Raw genomic sequence first — 18,476 nt, 5'->3', positions numbered from 1 at the left:
CTGATGGCTAAGACGATCGCGACGATCAACCTCAAGGGCGGCGTCGGTAAGACGACGATCACCGCGGGGTTGGCCGAGTTCATGTCGCTCGAATTCGGTCAGCGCGTGCTGCTGATCGACCTCGATGCGCAGATCAATCTCACGACGATGATGATCAGTGAGGATCACTGGCTCGAACTCAACAAGCAAGGGCTGACCAGCGCAACCATTTTCCGTGACGCTGTCGATGGCACGTCGAACTTCGATCTCGAAGCTTCGATTCAGCGCGGAGTCTCGCCGGTCAAGCGAGTGACGGGTGTGGATCTGCTTCCCTCATCTCTCGATTTGATCGAGCTGCAGGAGGAGATCAGTGCCCTTCGGGTTGCTGATCGGAACTCCACCAAGCCGGTTGAATTGTTGAGGGATGCCGTCGCCCCGGTGATGCCGTACTACGACTATGTTCTGATCGATTGCCCGCCGAATCTCGGGCCGATCACACTCAACGGATTGGCCATGGCTGACGGCTACGTGATCCCCACGATCCCGGATGTACTCTCCACGTACGGCATTCCGCAGATACAGACGCACATCGCGAAGTTCGGCAAAGAACTCGGCCGTGAACTCTTCGAACTCGGGTTGGTGATCACCAAGTACAAGTCCAACTCGGCGGTGCACCGCACGACTGTGCGAAATCTTCGGCGCGATCCCAACGTCCCACACGTATTGCCGGAATATCTCGCGGAGTCGAATCAGATTGCCGCGTCGGCGGAGTTTCACCCGTACAGCACTTTGAAGGTGAAGTACGGCAATGCAGGTCAGTTCGATCAGATGCGTGCAATTACGCAGAACATTCTCACGGAAGCGCAGGCGAAGCTATGAGTGCGGGTATCGATGAGGCGCGTCGTCGCGTGCAGGTGCAGGAGACCGGTGCCGCGCTATTGAAGTTGGGTGCAACTAATGCCTCGGCCTCGGTGTTGCTGGCCAAGCTGGTTCAGGTCGTCGCGGAGGAAGCTGCCCGTACCCCGCGGTTCGCGAAGGCAATCGAAAGCGCTTTCGCAGTTCCGTCGGATGGATCCGCCGTTGTGGTACCTGCTTCTGCGCCGGCGCCGCGTCGTCGTGCTGCTGTACCGAAGGTGAAGCGGGAGCCGGGGGCTTTCGACCCGTTCGACGTCTTCAAGGTCGATGGTGAAGCGGTGCTCTTGGAGCGTCTTTCGGTCCTCGACGCAGACGGTCTCAAGGACATCATCGCGGAACAGGAAATGGATACGCACAAGGAGACGGGCCGCAAGCGCAAAGTGGATGTGCTTGCAGTCTGGACCGTCGAGCGAGTGAAGGCACTGACTTCGAAGGGGAGTGCCTTTCGTTGACATCGGTGCGAACGTGCGATGGATCAGATCGATGTATATCGGATATCGATTTTTTATCTTTGACGATTTCTCCCGTAGTAAGATCTATTTCTATCTTGAGAGGTGCTTAAAATGTCTACCAAATCGATACTGGAACAATACAAGATTCACGATTTTCTTTCATGGAACGATGATCGAACCCTTCAGATTAACCGCGATTTTCAACGTCGTGAAATATGGGCGCCGATCGCTAAAGTGATGCTCATCGACTCCGTGTTACGTGGGATGCCAATGCCGAAGATCTATCTTCGGACAAAAGTCGATCTGAATACAAAACGATCAGTCCGAGAAATCGTCGATGGTCAGCAAAGATTAAAAGCGATTATTCAGTTCGCAAGCGGTGAATTAAGGCTAACGGGCCGCGCTCGTGAGTTCTCTGGCATGACTTACGATGACCTGAGTCAAGAATTGAAGGAAGATTTTCTAACTTACCCAATTGCAGTTGATCAACTCATTAATGCTGACGATACTGATGTGCTTGAGGTTTTTGCGCGTCTCAATTCGTATACCGTTTCTCTTTCTCCGGCAGAGAAGCGGCATGCAGAGTTTCAAGGTGAATTTAAATGGGAGGTAGTTAACGCTGCTGTGGAATGGAGGGTCCTTTGGGATGTATTAGGAATAGTAAGGGGTCGAGATCGTCTTCGCATGAAGGATGATGAGTTGGTCGCTGAGATGTATGGGTTTCTCATCGAGGGTCTTCAAGATGGTGGTGCGAGTTATATAAATTCTCTTTACAAAAAATATGATGATGGAATTCCGAAGATAGTGCAAGTCAAGCACCGTTTCAGGGATTCTCTGAATTCAATGATCGATAATTTTTCGGATCTGATACTTGAGACCGAGTTAAGGCGCTCTACTCAATTCTTGATGTTCTTTGCCGCGTATTCTTCGGCGCTTGAATCGGGCATACCTGTTTTCCCACATGAAGCTCGGCCCCGGCTTGAGAATCTTGCAGTTGCGCTCGACGAAGAGGTGGCGGAATCGGCGTACTTCACACAGTTCGTAGCAGCTTCAAAGGGTTCCACTCAGAGAATCGCTACTCGAAAGGTTCGTTTCAACGCATATTTCTGGGCTCTGACGGGACGCGATGAAGATGGAGTTGGATATGGTCAATAGTTTGTCCAACGTCAGTCGAAAGTTCATATTGCGAGCTAGGGTGATTGAGCAAAAATTCCTATCGTCGCCTGATGTTGAGTCAGCATGTTATTGTATTCTCTCCATTTATGCCGAATGGGAGCGTTTTGTTGAGAATTTAGTCTTGGTCTCAGCGGTTCGAAGACCGGTTATGGAAAATGGTGCTCGATTGACTTTGGCGGTGGAGGTGGCTACCCGAGGTAGTTTTGACATCGCGTTATGCTGGGCGGCTGCTCCGAGGAATGGAAAGCGTCCAAAGATAATTTATTGGGGAGATTCTCGACGCGTAATTCCCATTGTTATGCAATTGGGCCTTGCGAACGGTGCCTCGATTGTGGGCGCAATTGGAGCGAGTAACTCGTGTGCTGATGATCTTCGGAAGCTTCGAAATTTTGTAGCGCATCGAAACATCGATACATGGGGTTCGGCGAAACAGGTCTTCAGTGCAAGATCCGTGGAAGACGTGCCATTTTGGCTCCGAGAAATTCAGCCCGGCGGATCCCAAAGATTTTCAGTTTGGTGCAGGAACCTTGAATTGATATCCATTGCCGCTACGCGATAAATATCGCCGCTTTTGATTTCGATGTTTATAGATTGCGAATTGTGGCGTTGCTCCGTTTCGTATATTTTGGCTGCTAACGCGGATAGATGGATGCGATCCGCTCGTTGTCGTTTCGCTGGATTCCGGGTGAAATTGACATTCAACTGATATTCCTCTTTTCTTTGGGGTGGATTCTCATGGCTCTTGTGGTGTGTGAATTTGCCGATTTAATAGCTGCTGCACTGGCGGAGAATTTTCGAGGGGTCTGCAGTCTCAAAATCTTTTCCCAAGCTTTCAAATTGATCGTTGGGCCCTCGTGAGGGCTGTTCGCTATGCCGGATTACCACCTGCTTCGGGTGCTAATCGTACAAGTCACATCAGGCCATATAGTGACAGTAGGACAAACGAGCGGCCGGATCATCGAAACTGTTCGCGATCCTTGTCGGATCGTCCTCCTCGGTATTTATGCTGAGTGGGGCAGCGAGTGGCGTACTAGCCAAAGCTTCGCCGACAACGGACCGGCGCATAGAGTGAGCTGACTCCGGAAGCGAAAGCCTGCGCGGTCGATGAGGAAGCTGTAACAACACAAGGCGGAACCAAGCGATGATTGCGAATGAGGAGAAGCGTTGACGGAGGCAGTTACTATCGGCGGTCCGCAGTTGCCGGAACATGGGCAAGTCGTCGAGGTGCGTGGTTCGACGTGGGCCGTCGCCAGCGTTCAGGCGCAGGGACTACCCCGCAGTTCAGCCGACGATGCGATCGCTCAACTCAATCATGTGGTCGAGCTCCAGTCGCTGGACGAAGACCGGCTCGGTGAGAAATTGAGCGTGGTGTGGGAACTTGAAGTGGGCCATACGGTCACGCCGGCACAGGGGTTGCCGGACCGTATTTCTACAGAGTCGTTCGACGACCCGACCACGCTGGCGGGTTTCGTCGACGCGATGCGTTGGGGAGCGGTGACGTCGGCGGACCCGAACCGCTATCAGGCGCCGTTCTGGTCGGGAGTCAACATCGAGGCCTACCAGCTTGAACCGCTGCGCCGCGCGCTCGGGGCTCCGCGCACGAACCTCCTGCTCGCCGACGACGTGGGCCTGGGTAAGACGATCGAGGCCGGTCTGGTGATCCAGGAGTTGCTCCTGCGGCACCGGGCACGCACTGCGGTGATCGTGTGCCCGCCGAGTCTGTCGCTGAAGTGGCAGGACGAGATGCGCGACAAGTTCGGTCTGGGGTTCACAATCGTGAACAGTGAGCTGATGGCGCAGATCCGTCGTACGCACGGGTTGCATGCCAATCCGTTCCTGATGTTTCCCCGGGTAATCGTGAGCATGGCGTGGCTGCCTCAGGTTCGTGCACAACGCCTGCTCCGTGACGTGTACGCACAGGCCGGTAACCCGAAGTCGGGCAAGAGGTTCGCTTTCGACCTTCTTGTTGTCGACGAGGCTCATCACGTTGCACCATCAGGCCCTTCGGCGGTTGCAGGCGGGCGTGGATACGCTGTCGACACACAACGGACAGTCGCGGTCCGGCAGTTGGCCGACAAGTGTGAGCACCGCCTGTTTCTCAGTGCCACCCCGCACAACGGGCATCCGGAATCGTTCACTGCACTGCTTGAGATGATCGATCCACGGCGTTTCTCGCGCGGCGCGCTGCTCGATTCCAAAGCGCTCAAGGATGTCACCGTGCGGCGACTCAAGCGTGATCTTTCAGGCAAGGGCTTTAAGCAGCGCAAGGTGAGCGCAGTGCCGTTCATGCCGCGGGCAGACGAACAGAAGATGTTCGCCCTGCTCGACGAAATCGTCACCAAGAGCGCAAAGCTGAACGGCATCAAGCCCGGTGGCGACATTGTCACGATGCTCCTTAAGAAGCGTTTCCTGTCCAGCCCCTTCGCGTTCGGCATGACGCTGAGCCACTACCTGGACTCCAAAGCTGGGCGCGGACTCTCCGAAGAGGACTACGACGACGTTTTCGGAGAGGGCCAGTCCGATGAGGAAGAAGGCCTCTTGGATCAGGACGAGGCCGACCGGCTCCGCGAGTCGAAGGGTTCCGACCCACTCAGTGCCGCCGGGCCCGGCCAACTGCAGATACTTACTGAATGGGGCCTAGGCTTCGAAAGTCGAGCGGACTCCCGCCTCGACGAGCTACTGAAGTTGCTCGACGCCGTCTGCCGTCCGGACGGCAAGCACTGGACCACCGAGCGCGTCGTCATCTTTACCGAGTATGCCCACACCGTCGACTGGCTCACTCGTGTACTGACGCAGCGTGGATACGCCGACGTGCTCGCGGTGATCCAGGGCTCCACTAAGCCCGAGGATCGTGAGTACATTCGCTCCCAGTTCACCGAGGACCCGTTGAACGAGCCGGTCCGCGTGTTGCTGGCGACGGATGCGGCAGGCGAAGGCATCGACCTTCAGACGTACTGCCATCGGCTGGTGAACTTCGACATCCCGTTCAACCCCTCCCGTCTGGAACAGCGGATAGGCCGCATCGACAGGTACGGGCAGACTGAAGAACCGCAGGTCTTTCACTTCCTACCCGACGCCGATTCGTCCACCTATGCTGCCGACGCGGGCTTCATGGCACGAATCGCGAAGAAAGTAGCGAATGTCGAACAGGATCTCGGCTCGGTCAACGAGGTGATCGGTAGAGAGATTCAGAATCACTTTGCTCAACGGGCGCCGACCCGAACAAAGGCCAAAGGCGTCGACCCGAACGAGGTCATCAACAGCGCTCTTGCCGGCGGCATGGAACTTAATGCCCGACTCACGCAACTCGAGCAGGGCTTCGACGCCTCGCGCACCGAGATGCACCTGGACCCGGCGAACCTGCGACGCGTGGTCGACACCGCCCTGCGAATCAACCACCAATCGGCGCTTGTTCCCAATCACGATTTCGCCCAGGATACCGATGCTGAGGTCTTCGATGTCCCCACACTTACCTCGGGATGGCACGGCACGCTCAACGGACTCGACACTCGGCTGCAACCAGGCGTATTGCGCCCGATCACGTTCGACCCCACGGCGGCCAAAGATCACAACGGCAAGGATCGCAACGACCTGGTGTACGTCCACCTGGGGCATCCGATCGTGCAGAAGTCGCAACGCCTGCTGCGCCAGTCACTGTGGAGCGTCGATTCGCCCCTCGATCGCGTCACCGCAGTGGTGGTCGACAACCTGCCCGAGTCGTTTGTCGCGGCGGTGACTCGCATGGTCCTGGTCGGCCGTGGTGGCCTGCGGCTGCACGAGGAGGTCTTCCTCGCCGGCGTGCGGTTGAAGGGTCGCCGTGCAATGGCCGAGGAGAAGGCCGAGGCTGCACTCGACAAGGCGCTCGACGGTGACAATCTCGAGCTCGCGGACGATCGGGTACGCGACCAACTGTGCGGCATGTGGAACATGTCCGACGCTCCGCTTCGCGCACGGCTGGAAGAGTCGATGCAAGCCCGGGCAAACCGACGGCACCAGCTGGTCATGGAGCAGCTTGCGCAGCGTAAAGAAGCGGATGTGCGGCGGGCTCGCGAGATTTTCGCGGCTTTTCGTGCCAATCTGCACGACTCGCTCAAGGCACTCCGGACTGCCGAAGAGGACGCACAAATGATGCTGCTGCCCGATGACCAGCAGCGTCAGCGGCGGCGTGATATCGAGGCGATGAGCCGTCGTCTGGACGAAGTGGGCGACGAGGAGTCGCGTGAGATCGCCGCGATTGCCGACCGGTATGCGGACGTGAAACCTCATACCACTGCTGCTGCTGTGGTGTTCGCGCTGACCCGCACCGATACTGAAGGATGGGTGGACTGATGGCACGCCAGACGCGGCGCCACACGCCGACGACCAACGCCGCCGACCTACACCGAGGGTGGCTCGAACTCGTCGACGCCGAGGGCCCGTTCCTCGCGATCCCGCCCTTGAAAAGGGTGTGGCCTAACGGCATCCCAGACTTCAAGAAGACTCACCCGGACCGTTTCGACGTGCTCGTCGATGCGCGGAAGCGCTTCGAATCGGCGTGGGAGGATCTCGACAGACACCCCGATAGCGAGACGACGCTCGATTCTTACCGTGCCGCTCGCGACGTATGGGTCGAGACAGTTTTGCGCGACATCGCGGGGTGGGCAGAGTCTCTCCTCTGGGGCGAGGTTCCCGGTGTGCAGGCACAATCACCGAACCGAACCGTCGTAGTTACCTCGCAGGCCGCGCTTCAGGGCGCCGACGGCACTGGTGCATTGGTTCATGTCGTCGACCCGGTCAACTCGTTGCGGCAGACACCGGGCGACTTTTGGGCCGCGACTCCTGTAGATCGAATCGAAGCGCTGTTGCGTGAGAACAAGAGTGAGATCGGTATCGTCACTGATGGCCGTTGGTGGGGCCTCGTTTTCGCCCGTGAGGGCAGCATGTCCGCATCCGGCATCGTAGACGCCCTTACCTGGGTCGAGGAGCCACGTACGCGGGACGCTTTCCTCACTCTTATCGGGCGACAGCACATCATGGGCGGTGAGCCGTCCGAGCGACTCCCGGTGCTCTTCGAAGAATCCGTGACAGCCGCCGAGGAAGTGACGGAGGCGCTTGGCGGGCAGGTGCGCAGCGCTGTCGAATTGCTCATCCAGTCGTTTTCGGAATCAGCCGCAGACTCCAGCCGGAAAGGTTTACCCGATCCACTACCTACTCGAACGCACGAGACGTACGAGGCCGCCGTCACCGTCATGATGCGCGTCGTGTTTCTCTTGTTTGCGGAGGAGAGAAACCTACTGCCGACAGGTGAATTGTTCGAGCAGGGGTACGGCATCTCTCGCGAGCTGGCCCGACTCGTCGCGCGTGAGAGCGAAGAGAGTGAGGAAGCGCTCGACGCGACATCCTTGACGTGGCATCGCTTACTTGCCACTAGCGCCGCTCTCTACAGTGGAGCCTCGTTCGAGAGTATGCGTATGCCCGCGTACGGCGGGTCACTGTTCGACCCGGCGAGGTTCCCGTTCCTGACCGATACCAACAAGCAGGGCACGCTCTCAGTAATAGTGTCCGACCGTGTCATGTTGCATGTGTTGCGCTCGGTGCAGTTGGCCATCCTCAAAGGTGGCGAGGCGCGCCAGATCTCTTTCCGCGACGTCGACGTCGAGCAGATCGGCTACATCTACGAGGGCTTGCTCGGCTACACATGTACGACGGTCGACGAGGTCCATGTGGGTCTGTTGGGCAAGACAGGCGCGGAGCCGGAGATTCCGTTGTCGATGCTTGAGTCGCTGGCTGAGATCAATCCCGACCCAAAGAATCTGATGACGGCGATCCGTGGATGGGCAGGGGAGGACCAACCATCCGCGATCCCGCCTTCGGCCGCCGCCATGGCCAAGGCGTTCACCTCGACTCTGGACCCGAGTGTGATCAGTGCCCTGACCCAAGCCGTGGGTGATGATCACGAACTTCGTGAGCGAGTCCGACCCTGGCTGGGCATTGTTCGCCTGGACCTGCGCAAGCACCCGGTTGTAGTACTTGCTGGAGGGTTGTTGGTCAAGGAGACCCCATCACGGAAGAACGCCGGCGCGCACTACACACCCAAGTCTCTGGCCGAAGAGGTTGTCCTCCACTCACTCCAGCCGCTGTGCTACTCACCTGGCCCACACCAGACTGCCGAAGAGTCTGCGTGGAATCTGAGATCTTCCGATGAACTTCTTGATCTCAAAATCGTTGACATCGCTTGCGGCTCAGGCGCATTCCTGGTCGCTGCGGCCCGCTACCTCACTGACCGCGTCGTCGAGGCGTGGATAAATGAAGACTCCGCCAATGGACAACGCAACGACCTATACGTGCGGGCCATTCGTAGTGTTGTTGCCAACTGCCTATACGGCGCGGACATCAACGACATGGCCGTGGAGATGTGCAAGCTCTCACTCTGGCTCGTCTCGCTCGACCGTGACCTGCCTTTCTCATTTGTCGACGACAAGATCTTTGTTGGGAACTCGCTTCTCGGGCTGACCAGCCTTGACCAGCTCCGCAAGCTGCACATCGACCCATCCCACGTATCGCAACAACAGATGTTCGAAATCTTTGACGTCGACATCGATTCCATTACTCGCAGAGCGGTCGAACTCCGCCAGCGGCTCGCCACCGAGATCGATGAGGACAACCCTGCACAGAATAGTGCCGCAAAGCGACGGCAGCTCACGCAGCTCCACGTGGTCACCGCCGACCTTCGAAAGATCGCAGACGGAATCGTTGCAGCAGGACTTAGACTGGGAGGGAAACCTGGGAAGGCGTTGGAAGAATCGTACGAGAACTTGCGTATCGCGGTGAAGGCCGCGCATCCTCAGAGCGGTACGCCAGACTCATCATTGCTGAGCGCGCTCGTCGACTCGGGTCTGACACCGACCGTCGTGACTGACTATGAGCGCTGGCAACCCCTCCACTGGGTCTTGGAGGTTCCGGATGTACTCATCGACCGTGAGGGATTCGATGTGGTCATCGGGAATCCACCCTTCCTGGGCTTCAAGAAGATTACGCCAGCTGTAGGCGCGAATGTACGGGAATGGTATGCAAATATACTGGGAGGAGGCACCGTTGCCAATGCTGACCTAGTCGCTTTCTTCTTCAATCGAGCTTTTCATCTGCTAGCCCGTTCAGGTGTCATGGGTCTCGTGGCCACGAACACCATTGCCGAGGGTGACACACGAGCTGCGGGATTGGATCGGCTTGTAGAGGCAGGACTGATCATTAATCGCTCCGTCAAGAGTGAGCCTTGGCCATCATTCAGCGCCAACCTTCAATACGCAGTTGTTTGGGGGGGACGAGCGGTTGCGGACTCCGCAGCGCGGATCGCGGACGGTGAAGAGGTTGAACGAATCTCAACTTTGTTGGAGGCAGCCGGAAAGTATGCTCATCTGCCTAAGAGGATAGCTACGAACCGTGGACTTGGGTTCCAGGGGTGCATTCCGCTTGGGGCCGGTTTTATTCTCGACTCACAAGAAGCCATAACGTGGCTCCAAAGCGAACCACACTATAAGGATGTCATCTTCCCCTACATCAACGGCGACGATCTCAGTTCTCGTTCCGATGTATCACCGTCACGTTGGGTGATCAACTTCGGAACGCGCACGGAGTCTGAGGCGTCTAACTACCAACTTCCGTTTGCGAGAGTGAAGGAACGTGTGAAGTCCGAGCGAGCAAAGAACTCAGTCAAGAAGCGTCGGGAGATCTGGTGGCAATTCACCGGGCTCGCCCTTGATTTGACCCGAGCAATCACGGGGATGACCGAGGTGCTCGCAATCGCAAGAGTCAGCAAGGCAGTAATGCCCCTAAGGGTTTCGACCTCGCAGGTGTTCAGTAACACCCTTTATATCTTCGCCACCGATTCATACAGTATTCAGGCCGTGCTCTCCTCAAGTCTGCACCAACTATGGTCAATCACGTATGGCGCGACTATGGGGTCCCGCATCTCTTACACCGTATCCGATGTGTTCGAGACATTCCCTCTTCCCCAAATGAACGATGATTTAAACGCTATCGGAGCCAAATTAGACACATACCGACGAACCTTAATGCTGGATCGAGACCTAGGTGTCACGCAAGTGTACAACCTTGTGAATGATCCGCGAGTTACGGAGAAATCGGACCCAGAAATAGGGCGACTACGTACCATTCATACCGAACTCGATCAGGTGGTGATGGACGCCTATGGGTGGTCAGACATCTGCCTCGAACACGGCATTCATACCCACCGTCAAGTTGAGCGTTGGACCGTTAGCCCGGCTGCTCGGGTGAAAATACTCGACCGCCTGCTTGAAGAGAATCACCGCCGCACCGCAGCTGACGAGGGTGACAGCAAAGGCTCGACCAGGAGCCGTAAGGCCAAGCACGTACCAGAGGGACAAGGGACACTGCTGTAATGAGTGACGTGACAGTTAGTGCAGGTCCAGAGGCGTCCTATGAGCTGAGTTACGAACCGGATGGCACGTCGTTCAATGTTCGCGAGAACCTTGTCGACATCTTGGAGCGCGAACTCCTCGGGCCAATGCATGGTCCGGAAGAGATTCTGTCGTTCAGTCCTCGCTCGCAGTACCTTGTGGGTCACATCGCGCCGGTCAAGCTCACCGGTGCCTCCATCGCGAGCGGCGACTCTGAGGGTACAACGGAACGAGGTGACCTCGTCGCGGCGCGCACCGACGGCGACGCCGCACATGAGCAACGTGGTGTGCCCGCCCAGTCGGCCGACGAGACGGAAGCGGATTCCGAGGACGATGACGTCGAGGACCGAACTCCGAAGCAGGGGTTGATGATCCCCGCGTCGATGGGGCTGCGGTTCCAGGTGCCTGCGGACCTCGATTCGTTCACCGTTACGGCGTCGTGGGGAACGTACGAATCGGTCGAAACCGAGAGGACGACCAAGGCTGGACGACCGATCCGCGACTTCCAGCGCACGCCGGTGGAGGAGCCACGCACGATCAAACTGGCTGACCTCGTACCTGGCCAGACCGCTGGGATTCCGTTGCGCGACTCCACCTGCCTGCGCGTGGACCGGTACGACGACCCCGAATTCGGGCGTGTGCTAGTGGAAATCGCGCTGTGCAACGACCGTGAAACCCCCATGCCCATCCCGATGAACATGTGGATGTTCCAGACCAAAATCCGCATCCATGCGGGCGGAGCGGAGGTGTTCCTGCCGGTCCGAGATGTAGTGGAACACAACTGGCCCGAGCATGACGACGAGGTTCGTCGTCTGAACCTCCAGTACCGAAACCGCCTGGAGTTCGCGATAGGACGAACTTGTTCGGTCGACTGGGTGGCAAAGGACGGCGCACGTCGCGCGACCGAGGTATCCACAACCTGGCTCCCTGTTGGGGAGACGCCCCAGACACGCGCGCGGTCGGTGAAAGACGCGATGCTGTCCATGGACGCTCTGTCATCCGTTACGCCTGACGCACTTCGCGCCGGACTGGAGCCACTGGTGAAGGGTTATGCCGCGTGGATTAGCAGCCAAGAGAATGCTGCCCACGATCTACCCGAGCACCTGAAGGAGACCGCAGAACTCGCACTCTTGGAGGCCCGGCAGGCACACAACCGGTTGGCCGCGGGCCTGGAGCACGTCGCGACCGATCCCGAAGCGCTGCGCTGCTTCCAGTTCATGAACCGTTCGATGCGCGATCAGCGCATCGCCTCTCAGGTGGCAGCGGCACGGGCCGCGGACGGCACCATGACCATCGAGCATGCGCAAGCCGAAGTTGCCGCCCGGGGTGCTGGTGCGGCGTCGTGGCGCCCATTCCAGTTGGCATTCATCCTGATGCAGCTCGGTGCGCTGACAGACCCTGCCGCGCAACTGCGCAGCGCCGAACATCATGCGCGGGTGGAGTTGCTGTTCTTCCCAACCGGTGGTGGTAAGACCGAGGCCTATCTCGGCCTCGCTGCGTATACCTTCGCGATTCGCCGCAGGCAAGGCGTCATCGAGTCCGGCGACGGACCTTTGGACGGCCGCGACGGGGTTGCAGTTCTGATGCGCTACACGCTCAGGCTCCTGACCGCCCAGCAGTTCCAGCGTGCGACGGCTCTGATGTGTGCGGCGGAGCTCGCCCGGCTCGAAGACGAAGCCACTTGGGGTGTCGAACCGTTCCGGATCGGCCTGTGGGTCGGAACGGACGTCAGCCCCAAGCGCTTCGAGGAAGCCGACGAGCAACTCACCAAGGCAAACGAGTACGGATCGCATCGACTCACGGTGCTGCAGATTCAGCGATGCCCGTGGTGCGGCACCCCGATCGGGGCGGCACAGGTCAAGGCTGATGCCACAATGCGCCGTATCTACGTGTATTGCGGTGACGAGCTTGCTCGGTGCCCGTTCTCCAAGGGCGGCGCGGCATCCGAGGGACTCCCAGTGCTCACCGTGGATGAAGAAATCTACCGGCTGACACCGGCGTTCGTAATCGCCACCGTCGACAAATTTGCGCGCCTCGCCCGCGAAGGCGAAGCTGCCGCACTATTCGGGTACGTCAGCCGACGGTGCGGACGGCACGGGTATGTGCACTCGGACTACTCCAAGTGCGACATCACCACGACGCACCCGGCGAGCAAGAGCGGTCACCCCGCCGCGACGGTTCGACCGGTAGATCGCTTGCGGCCCCCCGACCTCATCATCCAGGACGAGCTCCACCTCATCACCGGCGCGCTGGGAACCTCGGTCGGCCTGTTCGAGGTTGCGGTCGAGACCCTGTGCTCATGGGAGACCAAGGACGGCAAGCCCGTCAAGCCGCTGATCGTTGCATCGACCGCAACGGTGCGCAACGCCCAGGAACAGGCGCGGGGGTTGTACGGCCGGCAGGTCGAAATCTTCCCACCCCAGCTACTCGACGTCGCGGACACGTACTTCTCCCAAGAGATTCCGATCGACAAGGCGAACCCAGGGCGCCGCTACATCGGGGTGAGCGCGCAGGGCGTGCGCCTCTCCAGCGCGGAGATTCGCGTTGCGGAGGTCTTGCTGTCTTCTGGTCAATTGCTCTTCGATCACGCTGGTGCCGCGGCGGATCCCTACATGACGCTGGTCGGCTACTTCAATGCCACTCGTGAGCTGGCCGGCATGGCGCGCTACATGGCCGACGACGTCCAGAGCCGAGTCAAGCGTCCCCGCAGGGACTCCGGATTCCCGTCACGGCTCGGAACATCGTTCGGTCTGCTCAACATCGGTGAATTGACCTCACGCATCGCATCAGCCGAAATCGGCCGCACTCTCGACCGACTCGGTCTGGAGTTCGATCCCGACCACGACACCACCGAGGCATTTCGCGCGCGAATGGCAAAGCAGGACACCGGAAAGAAAATGCCCGCCCGCACCGAGATGCCGTTCGACGTGGTGCTCGCAACCTCGATGCTCCAGGTCGGCGTCGACGTCCAGCGGCTGGGTCTGATGCTGGTGGTCGGACAACCGAAGAACACCGCCGAATATATCCAGGCGTCCTCCCGCGTCGGACGCGATCCCTCTGATCGCCCTGGACTCGTTGTTGCCCTCGGCAACTGGGCTCGACCGCGCGACCTCGCGCACTTCGAACAGTTCCGGCACTACCACGAAACCTTCTATGCCCAGGTCGAAGCGCTGTCAGTCACGCCGTACTCACCTACCTCGCTCGCCCGGGGGATCGACGGTCTGCTGGTCAGCGTCGCTCGGGTTATGCAGGCCGTGCAACCCGACGGGCTCTCGCAGGAGCGCGGCGCATGGCGAATCAAGGATGAGCGTTCGGCAGTCGAGGCGATGGTAGAGCGGCTCAAGAAACGCATCGCTGCCGCCGCGCAGAGCGACGAGGCGACCAAGCGTGCCAATGATCTGCTGGTCAATCGGCTCGACCGCTGGACCGAACGCGCCAAGCGCGCGGTCCTGATGAGCAAGACACTCGTCTACGAGCGCACCGGCGAGGGTGACAAGTACCTACCGCTGATCATCAGCCCGGAAAATGCGAAGGCGTCCACGGGCAGTTCGACGGAGGCCCCGTTCATCATCGCGAACTCGATGCGCGAGGTGCAACCGGAAATCAACCTGCTGGTCAGCCCGATCCCGGATCGGCTGTTCGCCCGAACACCTGACGATGCACCGACATGGGTTCTGCCGTCCGGGGAGGACAACTGATGACTGACACCGCAACCACCGAGTCGGATCTTCCCGTCGAGATGCTGCACGACGCCTCCGATGTCCTCGACCCGCTCGCCGACGCCGAGGAGGGTCTGGTCAAGAACCGCGCCAAGGTCGGCTCGGCCCGCCCCTCGTCATTGCTCTACACGTACGGCCCCGGCGCGATCATGGATCTACCCGGTTTCGCCGTCATGCCTGCGGGACTCGACGATTGGGGACCCATCTGGAAGCGTCGCGAGCACATCCCAAGCATCCTCGAACCGCGACTGGTCAGCGTGGTCCGACTGCATCTAGGCCAGCAAGTCGACGCTCTTCGGCCCTACCCGTGGCAGCCCAAACAGGGCGCGATGTCCAAGGAAGGGTCCGACCTCGGCATTCCCGCCCGGGTGTTCCCACAATGGTTTCGTTGCACCGGCTGCGACTATCTTGGCCCGTTGCCGCGGTTCAGCTACACCAACACCCATCCGTTCCGGCCCGACCTCGCCCAGTTCACTCACAAGAGCTGCCCAGGGCGAGGTCGACCGCGGCCCGGAGCACCTGCCCGTAAACGCGAAAGCCCCGCGGTCCCGGCGCAGCATCTGCTGACATGCACGAACGGGCACCTCGACGAATTCCCTTACACGTTATGGGTGCACCGTGGTCGCCAATGCCCCAAGGCAGAGCTGCCCGATCTGAAGATGCGTGACGCCAACGTCGGCCAGAGCGTCGGGTCGATCATCGCTTGCGCTTCGTGTGGATCCACTCGCGGCATGGCCGAGGCACAGGGAACGGTTGGGCGCGAAAAACTTCCGGAGAAGTGCCGCGGTCGGCACCCGCATCTCGGGGCGTTCGACAGTAACTGTGGAGCCCGCCCGGCGCTCATCATGATGGGCGCATCGAATCTATGGTTCGCGTCCACACAGTCGATCATCGTCATGCCCCGCACCGAAGCCGAAGAGAAGAAGGCCCTTGCCGACAAGCTTCGCGTCGAGCTGGGCCTCGATCAGGTCAAGCAGTTCGGGGACCAGATCGCCGTGATCCGGGCCCTGGCCGGAGCCAAGGGCATCGACATGTCGAGTGTCACCGACGATGACCTTTCGGCGGCCATAGCCGATGTACTCGCTCCTGCGGACTCGGAGGAAGATCGGCAGGAAAAGCTGGCGGCTTGGGATCCGGTCGAGCTGCTTGTACCGGAATGGCGGTACTTGCAGAAGCCAGCGCTGTTCCCGCAGCAGCCGAACTCCAGTGGTCTGATGGTGACCGAGATGCAGCGCGCGCCCGGGCTGCATCCGAAGGTAAGCCGCGTCGTCGCGGTCAACCAGATGAAGAAGGTCAATGCGGTACTCGGGTTCACGCGACTCGACGAGATGGATCGCGTCAACGATCTCGCCAGCCGCCTCGTCAAGCTCACCCGCAGTGGCAAGCCCACATGGGTTCCGGCCACCGAAGACCGCGGTGAAGGTGTCTTCCTCCAGCTCGACCTCGATGCAGTCGCAGAGTGGGAGAACAAGATTCGCGGAACACGGTTGTGGGACGTCCATCAGGACGCGCACAGGCGTAACTTTCAGCGACGCTTTTCCGAGACTGCCAAGCAGGTCGACCCCGATACCCGATTGCCTGCTCCGCGCTACTGGTTGCTCCACACCCTCTCGCATGTCCTGATCCGTGAAATGGCGATGTCGTGTGGCTACGGTGCAGCCAGCCTCAGCGAACGTATCTACGGATGGACCGCAACTCCACAACGTGAGGCGGCGGCAGGACTGCTGATCTGCACCACCGCTTCCGACAGCGAGGGCACTCTCGGCGGGCTGGTCGCACTCTCCGAACCGGCCCGACTCCATAACCTGCTGGTGTCGGCGCTACGCCGCGCAGTGCGATGCTCCTCGGACCCGGTCTGTGCCACACGGACCCCGCGCGACCCGGAGGATTTCCTCCACGGCGCCGCATGCCACTGCTGCTCCTTTGCATCAGAAACTTCGTGTGAGAAGGCGAACCGATTCCTTGATCGGCGGTTCCTCCTGGACCTCCCGGCGGCCTCGGGCGAGTCAGTGCCAGGGTTCTTCGGGAGCATCGATGCCGTCTGATCCATTCGGTTCGCTCGGCGAATACCTCACCGCAAATGAAGCGGTGGGGCTTGCAGCACTCCTCGAAAACGGTGACCATACCGCGCACGCGCTGCGGTCGATCAACGCCAGCCGCCGTGAGCATGTTGCGAACTTGCTGGCAGGGGCCGGGCTAAGTCACGCCGAACCTGCGTTGTCTGTTGCGGTGCTGCGTGCGGTCGCGGGAGCGAAGATGGTGCATCGCGAACTCGTCCCGGTGTGGACGATGCCGGGCAATGAGGCCACTATTGGCCACCTGACCAGCGAGTTCCATCGTCTCGTGTCTGGAGCGCGGATTTCCGTGACGTGTGCGACGTACAACTTCACGAAGAACTCCAACATGTGGCACGCGCTTAGGCTCGCGTCCGAGCAACCGGGTGTCACCGTCTGTGTGTATGTCGATGCCGAAAAGGGTGAATCGGGCAAGGTTAGAGCTCAACTGCCACTGGCGACGGTGTACAGATCAGCGCGGCTTAGTGACAATCGTTCAATCGTGAGCCACGCCAAGTTCATCGTCGTCGATCACGAGATCGTTTTGCTGACTAGCGCAAACTTTTCCTACAACGCGGAGAATCGCAACATCGAATTCGGGATCCTCATAAAGGACAACGCGCTCGCCACCTCAATCGAGTCAACAATGTCCAGCAAACACGGTTCGCTGTATGTGCTCACAGATAGTTGAGAAACCGGCCTACGCGGAGTCAGAGTGCTGCAGGAGGTCATGAGGCTGAGGAGGTTCAACTCAACTTTCGCCCCTGGGCATGCGGTTGGCTGGCCGGGTGCGGATGCATGCCTGATGTTGCGAAAAACGTGACTTTGCAACGTATTTCGGGACAGAGATGCACGCACGCAGCATAATTCGAAGCTCGCGTGCATCTCTACGAAGGGTGATCGACTACTTGGTGGTTGACGCGCCTGCCGTGAGGCCAAGCTCGTCGTCTGCATCATCGCCGCACGCACAGTCACAGTCACCGCCGCAACCGCCGGGATTGCAGTCTCCGGCGTAGCTGTCGTCATCGGCGTCGCAGTCGAGGTCTCCGCCGAAGGATTCAGCAAAATCGTCGTCGAGTTCGTGAGTGAAGTCGTGAACCTCGTCGATCAGGTTCAGCAGATGCTGCGGAGCGAAGGGATCGGCGTCGAGCATCGTGGAGACCAGTAGGTGGTCGCCGCTGAAGGCGAAGCGGAGGCGCGGCCATTCCTGCGCGAGTTCGATGAGTCGAGTCGCAGCATGCGAGGGATTGCCGAGGCCGGTCAGAACCGAAGACCAAACGTTGATCTGGGGTCCGTCGTCGGCGACGGTCACGTAGACGACAAATCCGTGAACCGGCACGACAATGTCGCCGTCGTCATCGGTGGCAGGCTCACTGCCCAGCAGTTCGGCGAGGGTCTGGACGCACAGGTGAACCAACTCGTCGCGCTCGTCCGTCACCAAGGCAATTGCGCCGTTGATGTGGAGGGGCTGGTCGGCGGTCGTGTCTTGGTCGCTCATGGATCCTCATGTTCTGTGCCAGTCCGAGCAGGCGCTGGGCACTGTTTTCGTGCGGTAGCTGTCAGGTCTACGGTAATCGGCGCACACTATTGTCCGCGCAGTGGATGATCAAAGATGCCTGGGTAGGTCCGTGTTGATCTGGACTTGACAGCCGACCAGCGACAAGATGCGAGCCCCGACAAATCGGGCAACCTTGTGGCAGTGAGTATCTCGGCTGTCGGTAGGTAGATCTAGCCTCCATACATGACGGGTCAGCGAGTTCGGCG

The 18,476-nt window shown here is 59.4% G+C and carries 9 protein-coding genes; 8 read left to right on the top strand and 1 reads right to left on the bottom strand.

Annotation, left to right across the window (positions count from 1 at the left end):
* Positions 1–3 precede the first annotated feature (3 nt).
* The 8 genes from ATN37_RS22695 to drmC all read left to right on the top strand — a co-directional run bounded on the left by ATN37_RS22695 (position 4) and on the right by drmC (position 17,403).
* On the top strand, positions 4–858 hold the full coding sequence (locus ATN37_RS22695) for a ParA family protein (RefSeq protein ID WP_003940667.1): 855 nt from the start codon (positions 4–6) through the stop codon (positions 856–858).
* Positions 855–1,346, top strand: coding sequence for a hypothetical protein (locus tag ATN37_RS22690; RefSeq protein WP_218695639.1), 492 nt, complete (start codon positions 855–857; stop codon positions 1,344–1,346). Before ATN37_RS22695 ends, ATN37_RS22690 begins: the two co-directional genes overlap by 4 nt.
* Before the next feature lie 111 nt (positions 1,347–1,457).
* A complete protein-coding gene (locus tag ATN37_RS22685) occupies positions 1,458–2,501 on the top strand; it encodes a DUF262 domain-containing protein (protein WP_218695638.1) in 1,044 nt (347 codons plus the stop codon).
* 1,185 nt (positions 2,502–3,686) lie between these two features.
* Positions 3,687–6,851, top strand: coding sequence for a DISARM system SNF2-like helicase DrmD (drmD, locus tag ATN37_RS22680; RefSeq protein WP_218695637.1), 3,165 nt, complete (start codon positions 3,687–3,689; stop codon positions 6,849–6,851).
* Positions 6,851–10,921, top strand: a complete 4,071-nt coding sequence (locus tag ATN37_RS22675; RefSeq protein ID WP_218695636.1) for an Eco57I restriction-modification methylase domain-containing protein — start codon at positions 6,851–6,853, stop codon at positions 10,919–10,921. The genes drmD and ATN37_RS22675 overlap by 1 nt, the downstream gene beginning before the upstream one ends.
* The gene (drmA, locus tag ATN37_RS22670; RefSeq protein WP_218695635.1) at positions 10,921–14,637 is read left to right on the top strand and encodes a DISARM system helicase DrmA; all 3,717 of its coding nucleotides are present in this window, start codon (positions 10,921–10,923) and stop codon (positions 14,635–14,637) included. Before ATN37_RS22675 ends, drmA begins: the two co-directional genes overlap by 1 nt.
* Entirely contained in the window at positions 14,637–16,703 is a 2,067-nt protein-coding gene (gene drmB, locus ATN37_RS22665) for a DUF1998 domain-containing protein (protein ID WP_256933458.1), read from the top strand. Before drmA ends, drmB begins: the two co-directional genes overlap by 1 nt.
* Complete coding sequence (gene drmC / locus ATN37_RS22660) at positions 16,693–17,403, top strand: DISARM system phospholipase D-like protein DrmC (RefSeq protein ID WP_218695634.1); 711 nt, start codon at positions 16,693–16,695, stop codon at positions 17,401–17,403. The genes drmB and drmC overlap by 11 nt, the downstream gene beginning before the upstream one ends.
* A 213-nt stretch (positions 17,404–17,616) precedes the next feature.
* On the opposite strand, the gene ATN37_RS22655 is transcribed toward drmC, so the two are convergent.
* On the bottom strand, positions 17,617–18,210 hold the full coding sequence (locus tag ATN37_RS22655; protein ID WP_218695633.1) for a hypothetical protein: 594 nt from the start codon (positions 18,208–18,210) through the stop codon (positions 17,617–17,619).
* Positions 18,211–18,476 lie beyond the last annotated feature (266 nt).

The organism is Rhodococcus sp. MH15 (genome assembly GCF_019266045.1).
Taxonomy (GTDB): Bacteria; Actinomycetota; Actinomycetes; order Mycobacteriales; family Mycobacteriaceae; genus Rhodococcus_F; species Rhodococcus_F qingshengii.
This window is presented reverse-complemented; position numbering and strand designations above follow the sequence as displayed.